At 33.3% G+C, this 12,826-nt stretch carries 13 protein-coding genes; 5 read left to right on the top strand and 8 right to left on the bottom strand.

Features of this window, described 5'->3' with window-relative positions:
• The first annotated feature begins 3 nt into the window (after positions 1–3).
• Positions 4–1,659, top strand: coding sequence for an alpha-amylase family glycosyl hydrolase (locus tag KQA_RS0212355; protein WP_029209584.1), 1,656 nt, complete (start codon positions 4–6; stop codon positions 1,657–1,659).
• 7 nt (positions 1,660–1,666) lie between these two features.
• The gene (locus KQA_RS0212350; protein ID WP_010181587.1) at positions 1,667–3,049 is read left to right on the top strand and encodes an alpha-amylase family glycosyl hydrolase; all 1,383 of its coding nucleotides are present in this window, start codon (positions 1,667–1,669) and stop codon (positions 3,047–3,049) included.
• 108 nt (positions 3,050–3,157) lie between these two features.
• Here the strand turns inward: KQA_RS0212350 and KQA_RS0212345 are convergent, their stop codons facing one another.
• The 6 genes from KQA_RS0212345 to KQA_RS0212320 form a co-directional block, all read right to left on the bottom strand.
• On the bottom strand, positions 3,158–3,439 hold the full coding sequence (locus tag KQA_RS0212345; RefSeq protein WP_029209583.1) for an ATP-dependent Clp protease adaptor ClpS: 282 nt from the start codon (positions 3,437–3,439) through the stop codon (positions 3,158–3,160).
• A gap of 22 nt (positions 3,440–3,461) precedes the next feature.
• Positions 3,462–4,301, bottom strand: a complete 840-nt coding sequence (gene prmA / locus KQA_RS0212340) for a 50S ribosomal protein L11 methyltransferase (RefSeq protein WP_010181583.1) — start codon at positions 4,299–4,301, stop codon at positions 3,462–3,464.
• Positions 4,302–4,553: 252 nt separating this feature from the next.
• Entirely contained in the window at positions 4,554–5,303 is a 750-nt protein-coding gene (gene tpiA, locus KQA_RS0212335) for a triose-phosphate isomerase (protein WP_010181581.1), read from the bottom strand.
• Between the two features lie 16 nt (positions 5,304–5,319).
• On the bottom strand, positions 5,320–6,399 hold the full coding sequence (locus KQA_RS0212330) for an ABC transporter permease (RefSeq protein ID WP_010181579.1): 1,080 nt from the start codon (positions 6,397–6,399) through the stop codon (positions 5,320–5,322).
• Positions 6,400–7,497, bottom strand: a complete 1,098-nt coding sequence (locus KQA_RS0212325; RefSeq protein ID WP_010181577.1) for a BT_3928 family protein — start codon at positions 7,495–7,497, stop codon at positions 6,400–6,402.
• A gap of 120 nt (positions 7,498–7,617) precedes the next feature.
• Complete coding sequence (locus tag KQA_RS0212320) at positions 7,618–8,151, bottom strand: DUF1599 domain-containing protein (RefSeq protein ID WP_010181575.1); 534 nt, start codon at positions 8,149–8,151, stop codon at positions 7,618–7,620.
• Positions 8,152–8,256: 105 nt separating this feature from the next.
• On the opposite strand from KQA_RS0212320, the gene folP reads away from it, so the two are divergent.
• Positions 8,257–9,090: a dihydropteroate synthase gene (gene folP, locus KQA_RS0212315; RefSeq protein WP_010181573.1), complete on the top strand. Its 834-nt coding sequence runs from the start codon at positions 8,257–8,259 to the stop codon at positions 9,088–9,090.
• Between the two features lie 200 nt (positions 9,091–9,290).
• Here folP and KQA_RS0212310 read toward each other — a convergent pair whose 3' ends face one another.
• Both KQA_RS0212310 and KQA_RS0212305 read right to left on the bottom strand, forming a co-directional pair.
• Entirely contained in the window at positions 9,291–10,127 is an 837-nt protein-coding gene (locus KQA_RS0212310) for an MORN repeat-containing protein (RefSeq protein WP_010181572.1), read from the bottom strand.
• Between the two features lie 7 nt (positions 10,128–10,134).
• The gene (locus KQA_RS0212305; protein ID WP_157366690.1) at positions 10,135–10,986 is read right to left on the bottom strand and encodes a DUF2490 domain-containing protein; all 852 of its coding nucleotides are present in this window, start codon (positions 10,984–10,986) and stop codon (positions 10,135–10,137) included.
• A gap of 404 nt (positions 10,987–11,390) precedes the next feature.
• Between KQA_RS0212305 and KQA_RS0212300 the strand changes: the two genes are divergently transcribed.
• A complete protein-coding gene (locus KQA_RS0212300) occupies positions 11,391–11,987 on the top strand; it encodes a hypothetical protein (RefSeq protein WP_157366689.1) in 597 nt (198 codons plus the stop codon).
• A 183-nt stretch (positions 11,988–12,170) separates the two neighbouring features.
• A complete protein-coding gene (locus KQA_RS0212295) occupies positions 12,171–12,785 on the top strand; it encodes a PKD domain-containing protein (protein ID WP_010181566.1) in 615 nt (204 codons plus the stop codon).
• The last annotated feature ends 41 nt before the right edge of the window (positions 12,786–12,826 follow it).

Genomic DNA, 12,826 nt, shown 5'->3' with positions numbered 1-12,826 from the left:
CCTATGAAATCATTCACCACATACATACTCTGCACTTTACTATGCTTTAGCTGTGCTAAAAATACCAAAGTGGCTACTCCAAAAACCGAGACTCCTTTTATTTGGGGAGCTGCAAACTTGTACTTTTTGTTGACTGATCGTTTTAATAATGGGGATAAAACAAATGATATCAACTTTGATCGCACAAAAGAAACGGCCGTTTTACGTGGTTTTAAAGGAGGTGATTTAAAAGGAATTACTCAAAAAATAAATGAAGGCTATTTTACAAAATTAGGAATCAATGCCATTTGGATGACTCCTATTGTAGAGCAAATTCATGGTGGTGTGGATGAAGGTACCGGGTTAACTTATGGATTTCATGGGTATTGGACTAAGGATTGGACTGCTTTGGATCCTAATTTTGGAACAAAAGAGGATTTGAAAATTTTAGTTGAAACTGCCCATAAAAATGGGATTCGAATAGTATTGGATGCCGTAATAAATCATACCGGTCCCGTAACAAAAAAAGATGCAGTTTGGCCTACCGAATGGGTACGGGAAACCCCTACATGTCAGTTTAAAGATTATGATACCAATGTGAATTGTGCTTTAGTAACCAACCTGCCTGATATAAAAACTGAAATAAATCACAATGTCGAAATCCCCTTATTTTTAGCTCAAAAATGGAAAAAAGAAGGCCGTTTTGAACAAGAAACAGCAGAATTAGATACTTTTTTTAAAAAAACAGGTTATCCTAGAGCTCCTCGCTTTTACATTATGAAATGGTTATCTGACTATATTACAGATTTTGGAATTGATGGCTATCGGTGTGACACCGTAAAGCATACCGAACCTTATGTTTGGAAAGAATTTAAAGCCGTTTGCCAAACCGCTTTTGATACCTGGAAAACAAATCATCCAGACAAGGTGTTGGATAACACCCCCTTTTATTTAGTTGGTGAAGTCTACCATTACAATGCTTCAAAGGAAGTATCTTATAATTACGGCGACAAAAAGGTGAATTATTACAACTACGGCTTTAATAGCCTAATTAATTTTGATGTAAAAAATAGTCGCACGAGCACTTACGAAAACTTATTTTTTAAATATGCCAACCTACTAAATAATGAATACAAAGGAGTTGGACTATTAAATTATATGACCTCGCATGATGATGCACATCCTTTTGATAAGTCCAGAAAAAAGCCCTTTGAAACGGCAAATCGATTATTGCTTTGTCCCGGAACGGCGCAAGTATATTATGGAGATGAATCGGCCCGAAATCTGGATATTTCCGGTACTGTTGGTGACGCTACACTACGCTCATTTATGAATTGGGAACAAATTGAAACCGATTCAAAAACTCAGGAAATTTTAAATCACTGGCAAAAATTAGGGCAATTTCGTAAAAACCATCCAGCTATAGGAGCAGGAATGCATCAAATGATTGCCGAACGGCCCTATGTTTTTCAGCGTACTTTTTCCATAACTAATTTTAAGGATCGCGTAATAGTAGCTCTGGATGTTCCCAAAGGAGAAAAAAATATTCCACTAGGGGCACTCTTTCCAAAAGGGACCAAACTGATCGATACGTATTCGGGTGTTGAAACTACTGTGTTAAATAAAATGATTTCCATTACTACTCCTTTTGACATCCTGCTGTTAGAAGAAAAAAAATAATTGAACCATGAAAAAAATAAGTCTATTCATAATCACTGTACTTATATTTTGCGTTGCTTGCAAACAAAAAAGTACTTCCACTTCCAATATAAATACGCTAAACAATACCACTCTAATAAAACAACAGCCTCCTATTACTAATTCCGATATTGCATCAGCAGTGATTTACGAGGCTAATATTCGACAATATTCTCCCGAAGGTACCTTTGAAGCATTCACAAAGGATATCCCGCAATTAAAACAATTAGGCGTTAAAATCATTTGGCTCATGCCTGTTTTTCCTATTTCAACCACTAAAAGTAAAGGAAGTTTAGGAAGCTATTATGCGGTTTCCGACTATACCAAAATCAATCCTGAATTTGGTACCCTAAAGGATTTTAAACAACTTATTCAAACGGCACATGACAATGATATGTATGTTATTTTGGATTGGGTAGCAAATCATACGGGTTGGGATCATCATTGGGTAAGCACACATCCCGAATATTACACCAAAGATGCTCAAGGGGCTATTACCCATACCTTAGATACCGATTGGACCGATGTTGCCGACCTTAACTACACTAATAAACAACTGCGTTTGGAAATGAAGAATGCCATGCTCCACTGGCTAAAAAACGAAAATATTGATGGATTTCGTTGTGATGTTGCAGGTATGGTCCCTGCCGATTTTTGGAAATCAACCATTGCCGAACTTAGGCAAGTGAAGCCTATTTTTATGCTAGCCGAAGATGGCGCCGCCGAACTTTTGAACCATGGTTTTGATATGATTTATGGTTGGGATACGCATCACAAAATGAATGCTATAGCCCAACAAAAAAGTGATGCAAAAGAACTCACTTTACATTTAAAAACCATAGATAGTTTGTTTCAAAAAGAAGCTATTATTATGAACTTTGTAACCAATCATGATGAAAACTCCTGGAATGGCACAGTAAAAGAACGTATGGGAGCTGCTTGGGAAGCCATGACAGCTTTAACCTATTGTTTACCCGGTATGCCATTAATTTATAGTGGGCAGGAATATGGAATGAACAAGCGCTTGCGTTTTTTTGAAAAAGATACGATACCAAAAACCAAAGGAAACACTTGGCATTTATTGAAAAAATTAGGGAAACTTAAGAATGAACAGAAAGCCTTAACTACAGGAAAAAATAAAGCCACATTTACAAAAATCATCACCTCAAAAGACGCTACTGTTTTTGCTTTCGCAAGAAAGAAAGAAGCTACTGAATTAATTTATATGGCAAATTTTTCGAAGGAACCTATTTCATTTAAAGTTGGCTTTTCTGGAAAATACATAAACTATCTAACAAATACTACCGAAGATTTCAACACAACAGAAACAATAAAATTTCTCCCTTGGGAATATAAAATCCTGATTCGGTAAGGAGATAAAAAAATTAATGTTAAAAATAGAAGATACTTACTTATAAATACATTTTAAATTAAAAAGCGGGGGGCTTTTTAATTTTCAACAAAAACAAAAAAAGTACGCTTACTGTATTTCGGCACTTAAACCAGCATCCAACAATGCAGTACAACGAGGTTCCAAATCCTTATAGTCCCCTGTTTTAACACCACATTTCCCTTTATAATGAACTAACATAGCACATTGTTCCGCTTGTAAAGGTTCATGTTCACACACCCGAATAAGGGTATCTATCACATGGTCAAATGTATTTACATCATCATTAAACAAAACAATCTGATGGTAATGTTTTTCTTTTGTTTCTTCAACGACCTGTTCTAAAATTTCAATATCGTAATCCGAAGTCATAATCCACAATTTTTTAGTTATATTATTTTTTTTTGAAATGCGCTGCAACCCAGTTATTTCGTATAATCTTTTTATCAAAAACTAAACCGAAACTAGCACTGGCAGTGTTAATTTTTTCAAAATCTTCTTCATAAAAACCACTCAATAATAAATCTCCCCCTTTGGTTAAACTTTTGGCATAGCTAGACATATCATTTAATAAAATATTCCTGTTTATGTTAGCTATAATCAATTCATAGTTTTTCCCTTCCAACAAACTTACATCTCCTTCATATGTCGTAATATACGTGCAATTATTTCGCTCAACATTTTCTAAAGTATTCAAATAACACCAATTATCAATATCTATAGCATCAATAGGTTGTGCGCCTCGCATTTCTGCTAAAATGGCTAAAACTCCAGTTCCGCACCCCATATCTAAGGCTTTCTTCCCTTTAATATCTAATGTCAACAAATGTTGAATCATCATATGTGTCGTTTCATGATGCCCCGTACCAAATGACATTTTAGGCTCAATTACAATGTCAAACTCCACTTCCTTTTTTTCATGAAAAGGCGCACGAACACTACACTTTTCATCTACCAAAATAGGTTCAAAATTCTTTTCCCATTCCTCATTCCAATTCACCTGCTCAATTTCCTCTTGCACATAACTTATGCTAAATTCATCGGAACCTAATACATAAATGTCCTCTAAAATAGTAGGATTCCAGTCCTTTTCTTGTATGTAAGCATTTACACCTGTTTCGGTTTCTACAAAACTTTCAAAACCAACTGCTCCTAACTCCGCTATTAATATTTCTGTAGCTGGTTGCAGGGGTGAAATGGTAAAATTGTATCCTTTATAAATTGGGGTCGACATTTATTTATTTGTTTTATTAAAGCGGATTATATAGTTAAAACTCTATTTAGTCAGAGAGTTACTACTAATAGTAATATATATCAAAGACATCTAACACAGTTTTAATGTATAATCCAAGTTAAATGTATCCACTTTCCTTAAAATACTTAAGTACTAATGTAACATTTATAAGTAGTATAACGAACAAAGCATGAGCTAAATTACTCATGCTTTGCATTTTATTTTAAATTAGTTACATTTTGAAAAATGTAACTATCTAGCATTTATAATTCCAAAAAAGTCTTCTGCCTTTAATGATGCTCCTCCAATAAGTCCACCATCAACATCTACTTTTGAGAAAATTTCTTCTGCATTGGTTGGTTTACAACTTCCTCCGTAAAGGATTGATACACTTTCGGCCAAATCAGCGCTATATTTGTCTGCTAAAGTTTTACGAATAAATGCATGCATTTCCTGTGCTTGATCTGCTGTAGCAGTTTCACCTGTACCAATAGCCCAAACTGGTTCGTAAGCTAAAATGATATTTTTAAAAGCATCTGCTTTTAAATGAAATAATGCATTGGAAACTTGAGAAGCAACCACATCAAAATGTTTTCCGCCCTTACGATCTTCTAACTCTTCACCAAAACAAAAAATAACCTCAATACCTTCAGCTAAAGCTTTGTTTACTTTTTCCACCAATAATGCATCCGTTTCTCCGTAATAAGCTCTACGCTCACTATGCCCAAGCAATACAATTTTTACTCCAGCATCCTTAAGCATTGCCGCCGAAATCTCACCTGTATAGGCTCCACTATCATGCTGACTCATATTTTGAGCAGCTACCTCAACACCACTACCTGCAACTGCTTCAACAGCTGTTGTTAAACTCACAAATGAAGGTGTAATAATTACACGTGCACTAGATGTTTTAGTTTGCGCCTTCAAATCAGCAATTAAACTTTTAGTCTCTGCTACGTTTTTATTCATTTTCCAGTTTCCTGCAACAATTTTTTGTCTCATGTTATTTTCTGTAAGGTTATTTTATCAATTTGATTCTTGGATCTAACCATCCATAAATTATGTCTACAAATATATTGATTCCTATAAACAATAAGGCAATAACTAACACTGCACCCATAACAATGGGTAAATCGGAGGTATTTAGCGCATCAACAATCTCTTTTCCTATGCCATTCCAACCAAAAACATACTCCACAAAAACAGCTCCTGCCAACATGGATGCAAACCAACCCGAAATTGCCGTAACCACTGGATTTAATGCATTTTTAACGGCATGCTTATAGATCACCTTTGTTGTCGAAAGCCCTTTGGCTTTTGCGGTACGAATGTAATCCTGTGACAACACTTCCAACAACGAATTTCTCATTAATTGAGACACAACTGCCAGTGGTCGAATTCCTAAAACTAATGCTGGTAACACTAAGTTTTTTAAATTTAAATGTATTCCTTCGCCAAAATCATCCAATTGATACAAACTCCCTGTCATAGGTAAGTGTGTGTATTTATGCAATACAAAACCAAATAACCAGGCAAATAATATGGCACTAAAAAATGAAGGAACACTCATCCCTAATGTGCTCACCAATTGAATCCCTTGGTCAATCCACGTCCCTTTTTTTACCGCCGAAATTATCCCTAAAAAAACACCAATAATTAAAGCAATTAAAATCGAAAAAACAGCTAAAACGGCTGTATTAGGTAAGGTTTCGGCAATAACACTGCTTACTTTTTTTCCTGTTTTTTGAAATGATTCGCGCAAGTAAGGATATTTTAACACTACTTGATTGTCAAAAAAAGTGAATAATCGAATCCCTGTATATTTATCTTCCGAATAAAAACAAAAATTATCTGGACGCAAACTATGGAATGATATAGGTGATAAATCATTTACATAATAGCCATATTGCGCAGTAAGTGGCAAGTCAAATCCGTATTTTTTACGTACTACAGCTAATTGTTCCTCACTCTCATTTTGGCCTAGCATCATTTGAGCAGGATCTCCTGGCAATACATTAAATAATAAAAAAATAACCGACACCACTCCAAAGAGTGTCAATATCGTATAGCCTGTTTTATGTAAAATATAGCGAATCACTTAAGGAAGTTCCATTTGGTCCGCATCATTCCAATGCAATTTTTGTTTGATTGTTCCTTTGTTTAAAACAACAATTCCAGGATTGGATCTCACTATTGTTTTTAAGGCAGTTTCATCACAAAAATAAAAATCAAAAGGCAAGCCATAGGTAGACTTCATTTTACCAATTTTATCATCACCCGATGCCGAAATTCCAATGACTTTATACCCTGCCTTGGTAGCTTGAGCATATACCTCAGCTAATTTTTCCATCCCGTCTGCTTCCGATTTGGATAAGTTATATGAAATAATTGTTACTAATTTATCTTCTTGTAAAAACTGTTCTGTAAAATCCTGATCACCTTTTTCAATAGAAAAATCATGAATTGGTGGAATATACCCTTCCTGTACGACCTCCGTGGTCACTCCTATAAATTTACCGCTCGTTTGTGGGTAAGCCCCTTGAGTGGTTATGATCTTTTTTGCTCCGTTTTCTTCAAACTCCCAATTGTAAGCAAATACTGCTTTTGGAGCGCCTACGGGTACAGACATGCCTTCTTTAATGTTAACTCCTTCTTTATAGGCTCTAAAATCAACTTCTGGTAAATGCATAAGTACATGATACGCATACCACATGCACAAAATAAAGGCGACAAACGTAATTAGGGTATTTGCAAATTTGGAAAAGAAAGGCGTTAAATGTTTCCTGCCTACAAAAATTAAAAGAATTAAGGCTGTGAGTACCACATCCTTTCCAAAGGACTGCCATGGGGTGATTTTTAAAGCATCACCAAAACATCCACAGTCTTTTACTTTATCAAAATAGGCAGAATAAAAGGTTAGAAAAGTAAAAAATACAATCATCCCTAACAAGGACCAGAGTGTAAATTTCACTTTATAGCCGATAATTAAAAGTACTCCGACCATTACCTCAAAAATCACTATAAAAATAGATAACACCAATGCATAAGGATTTAAGAATTCTAAATTCAATACATCAGGAGCAAAATAATCGGTGAGTTTATATGAAAAACCTAAGGGGTCATTCAATTTGATAAATCCTGAAATAATAAAAAATATTCCAACAAAAATTCGAAAAAATCCAACAAGTACTTTCATCTTTTTCTTTAGCTATTATTAGCTACTAGCTTTGGGCTAGTAACTATTTTTTAAACTTTGAACCAAGTTATAAACTAATTTTTAAAAAAACCAACCTATTCAATTCAAAGCATGGTACTTTTATGACAAATGAATCATTGCAAAAACGGCATAATTTATCATATCTTGATAATTTGCTGCAATCCCTTCACTAACAAGTGTTTTTCCTTTATTATCTTCAATTTGCTTAACGCGAAGTAATTTTTGAATAATTAAATCGGTTAAGGAACTCACGCGCATATCACGCCAAGCCTCGCCATAATCATGATTTTTTGCTTCCATTAAGGCTTTGGTTTCTGCAATATACTTGTCATATAAACCTACAGCTTCATCGGTATTCAAATCGGGTTGCGTTGCAATTCCTTTGTCAATTTGAATCAACGCCATAATACAGTAATTTATTATCCCAATAAATTCTGACTCTTGTCCTTCATCTACTTTGCGCTCTTCATTTTCTTGTAAACTACGAATACGCTGCGCTTTAATAAAAATTTGATCTGTCAATGAGGGTAGTCGTAAAATGCGCCATGCACTTCCGTAATCCGTCATTTTATTTGAAAATAACGTGCGACAGGTAGTTATAACGGCGTCGTATTGTTGCGAGGTATTATGCATAAAAAAGTATAAATAATATTCAATTCCATAAAGAAATGGCAATTTATAAAATTGCCCGTAACTTTGTACCTTTTCCGAACTAAATGTATTCAAAATAACTGCCACATGACTATTAATTGCCTTGGAGATTTAATCGATTTAACTAGCCCTAAAATATTAGGAATAGTAAACCTTACTCCCGATTCTTTTTATGATGGTGGTTCCCTTAAAAATGAAGCTTCACTACTCACTAAAGTTGAAAAAATGTTGCAGGACGGAGCCGACTTTATTGATCTTGGGGGGTATTCCTCACGCCCTGGCGCCACGGATATTTCTGTTAATGAAGAAATGAATCGTGTGCTTCCCGTAGTAAAACTACTTACTAAAGAGTTTTCTGGAATCCGCTTATCTATTGATACGTTTAGAAGCCCTGTAGCCAAAGCTTGTTTGGATCATGGTGCTGCCTTAATTAACGACATCTCGGCTGGTAATTTAGATACTGAAATGCTTAAAACGATAGCTACATACCATGTCCCCTATATCATGATGCACATGAAAGGCAATCCACAAAATATGCAGTCATTAGCCAGCTATAAAAACATTACGCAAGAAGTATGTTTTTATTTTTCAGAAAAAATAGCTGAAGCACATGCATTAGGGATTCATGATGTTATTGTTGATCCTGGTTTTGGTTTTGCAAAAACGCTTGATCACAACTTTGAATTATTGAATAATTTTGAGATACTTGAGCAATTAGACACTCCTATTTTAGCAGGAATTTCCCGAAAATCCATGATTTACAAAACCCTAAACACTACAGCCGATCAAGCCTTAAACGGAACTACCGCTTTACACATGATCGCCTTACAAAAAGGCGCTAACATATTAAGGGCGCACGATGTTAAAGAAGCAAAAGAGTGTATTACTTTGTTTGAGCAATTAAAAAAGGCTAAGATGTAATTTATACGATTTACTAACCTTTTTTTCGGCTGAAGTTGTGTTTTTAATTTTCAATTAGTTTGCACTTTAGTGCTTTTAGCTTCTAAAAATTGTATAAGGAGCTATTGGTAGTTAGTTTTTATATAAAAAAATGCTAATGGCCAATAGCTAAGAGCAGAAGTGGATGTTTAAAAAGATGGTGACTTTCAGTTCGTAGTAGTTTATTTCGTGCTAAGCTTATCATTTTTCCAAACACCTTCGGCTTTTAATTTTCCTTTCTTGTTATAAAATTTGCCCTTGCCATTTCTTTTGTCATCTTTCCATTCACCTTCATATCGATCACCGTTTTCCCAATAATAAATGCCAAAACCATTTCTTTTATCTTTTTTGTAATCCCCGTTGTAATGTTGCCCATCGTTCCAAAAAAAATGACCTTTTCCGTGACGCATATTATTTTTCCAAAAACCTTCGTAGCGGCTACCAGACTCTAAAACAGCAACGCCATATCCATTAGCTTTATGGTTTTTTACATCGCCTACATAGTATAAGCTGGTCCCTTTGGAAGTTTTAAATTCTAGTTTAGTTTCATCTGGTTTATTTTTACCAAGTTGAAATTTTAAATTTTCTAACTCAGTATTTGTAGCTTTAAGCGCAATTGCTAAACTGTCATTTATTACATCCTTTGATGATGTGTTTAAATTAACTTTAGGAGATGTATTGTGTGATTTAAGTTGTTGATAATATTTAATTTTTTTATTTAAAGTGGCAATTTTCTGAATCATTTTACTTTTAATAAAAAAATTACGATCTGTAATATGAAGACTATCCTTTTCAAATTGTTTCGAAAATTGCAATGCTTTTTCATAGGCACCAGATAATACTAAAGAATCTACTAAAAAAACTTTATTTTCATTAAGCTCTGTTTTTTTTATAGGTGTATTTGCAATAGATAAGGTGTCGTTTTTTAGTGAGTTGAATTGATAAGAGCTATATATTGCCACTAATATTGAAATGACTGTAACTAAAGCAAGAGCGGTGTTAATATTAAATTTTTTCATGATTTTTTTAATCTCTAAAATGAATCTCAGGTAATTTGTTTTTAGCTTTTCTAAAATCGGGTGAAAAATACACATGTGTTCGGATGGTCCACCCTTGTTTCCAAATAGCCCCATTGTCTAAATTCTGTCCCATATTGTACATTGCACCAGCAGCAACAGTTAGTTTAGGTGAAAATATATAACCAAAACTTGTATGTAAACGAAGGTCTTCCATAGGACTATTAACTACTTTTTTTCCGCTTTGCATTATTAATTCAGCCTCTGGAGCTATATAAAATGATTTTGATTGAATTTTGGGGGTATTGATAGGTATTTTAAGACGGAACATGTAGCGCCAGCGATTTCTAAAAATAAACGCACTATTTTCTTTAAAACTTTTATTCCATCGATGTTCTATTCTAAATCTATGATAAGCAATAGCATGTCCAACTGGCATTGCAAATTGGTATTGATGCCAAATTCGGTATTCAGGAATTGTATTACGTGTGTCACTTTGATTTTTAGTGTCAAAATTAAGTCGCAAAACACCGCCCAAAGCAAAATTTATTTTTTTTGAATAAATATATCCTAAGGCATGACGATTGTAAATTTGACCAACTTGACCAGCAAATGGAGTTTCTTTAGTTTCTTCAAAACGAAAATGGGTTTGTGCAACCCAAAAGAATTTTTTAGATATTCGAATATTCCCATACGTATTAATCCAATATTTGGTTACAGGCTCTTGAAATTGAGAAGTGCTGAATTCAGTTGAATTTTTATCCTGAGCTTTAATAGTTATTAAAGGAATCATTGCAAGAACTAAAAATAGAATGTTCTTAAAAAAATAGTTTCTTATAGAGTGACAGTAGTGAACTGGCATAAATAATTTTTTATAAAATTTATTTTTTGTCAAAACTAACAAAATTACACTTTCAACGAAGATTTTATGATCATGTTGTGAAGTTTATGAATGAATTTTTATAAAATTTCATTTTTTGAGTTTTTAGAAGCAAAGGCTAGTAATTTTGATGTGTTTCGGCTGTCCAATTCTTTAAATGGAACTAGCGTTTTGTATACGATTGTTATATAAAAAAGGACCAATACATTAAGACTACCTGATGCTAAAGAATGTGTTGTTTTGTTTGAAGCTATGGCTAAATTTAGAAACTCTAAATAATCTAACTTTTTTTGATTCTAACAATGTTACATTTACAATACATCAAACAAAATGAAATTAGTTTTGTTTTTTTAATTAGTTTTGAATACACTAAAAAACATACACATATGAAAAGTATTTTATTAAAATTATTTTTTGCAAGTACCCTAATGTTTATTGCATCATCTTGTGATTCTGATGATAATAACGATAGATTTCCAATTACATTGAATTTTAAACAAGTTGATGAAAGTTTTTTATTTTTCCAAAATGGAACTGAGTCTTCAGACGTACCTGAAGAAGTTTTAAATTCTTACATAAACAGTCAAGTATCATTAAAAAAGGAGGAATTTGAAATTGACAGTAAAAATGATTTTTTTAAATTTTTAAATGAAACTGAAATTGAAATTTCAGAAGAGGGTAATATTTTTAAAGCTAAATATGAATTTGTAAACAATATTCTTATTCTTATTGGTGAAGATGGGGAGAGATTTGTATATGGTGAAGGAGATATGACTAAAATAGTTACTCGATTTACAGCAGGTCAAGTAGAAAGTGAAAATTCGTCGGGAGGTTTTTCTAGTTCAATTGAAGATGAAGACGATTTACCTTTTTTTCCTGTAACTTTTGAAAACTCTAAAGAATTTCATGATTATAATGCTGTAGAAGATATTATGGGAGATGAAAGTTTGTTACTGCAAAACCTTACTTTGACTTTTGAATAAATAGAAAATTTGATTGTGGAGCAACTATCTTTGGTGGTACAGATCTATTGGGCACATAATTAATAGATTTGAAATATGACCAAAACCAAATAGAAAATAGATTTTTATATGAACTTAGTTCTTAAAATTCACTCCACTTTTTTGAAAAAAACTAATTAAAAACCTTAGAATTTGATTATAGCTATGAAAAATTTATTGCCACTCCTATTACTTATCGTATCATTTTTCAATTTAATTTCATGTAGTGATGAATCCGAAGATAATTCGCCTTCAGCCTGTATTAATGCTAGTAAAAATAATGTAGAAGTAGGTGAAAAAGTGAAAATAACAAATTGTTCTAAGAATTTTAAGTCTATAGAATATTCCTATTTTGACTCTCAACAACAAAAACTAGTAACAGTAACTACACCTGATATAGAAGTTAGTTTTCCAAAGCCTGGCGACCATTTAGTAGGTGTAAAAGTGTTTGGCGAAAATGGAGAAACTAACTCTAGTAGCATTACTATAACTGTTAATGACTTTGAAGAAAACCTATTTTTTATCAATATTCCAAATGATTTTGAATCTATTCCTTTGGGTGCAGGAATAGATGCTATTACAGGCAGGCTTTATTATATAGATCTTTTGGGTTCAAACTCAAGTGGGAGAGCCTACTATTATAAAGAGTTAGACAATGATTTTAAACAAATTTCTCAAGTTTTTTTAAGAGATGAAACAGAAAATACAGGATCGGCTACAAGGTTTTTACTTACTAATGGCGATAAAATTATAAATACAGTTAATACGCTTTTAATATAAATATTTCGTATATTTAAGGATGCCAAAATCATCTACTCTAA

The sequence above is a fragment of the Aquimarina agarilytica ZC1 genome (assembly GCF_000255455.1).
In the GTDB taxonomy this organism is placed as follows: Bacteria; Bacteroidota; Bacteroidia; order Flavobacteriales; family Flavobacteriaceae; genus Aquimarina; species Aquimarina agarilytica.
The sequence above is the reverse complement of the archived record's forward strand: the minus strand, read 5'-3'. Positions and strand labels throughout refer to the sequence as shown.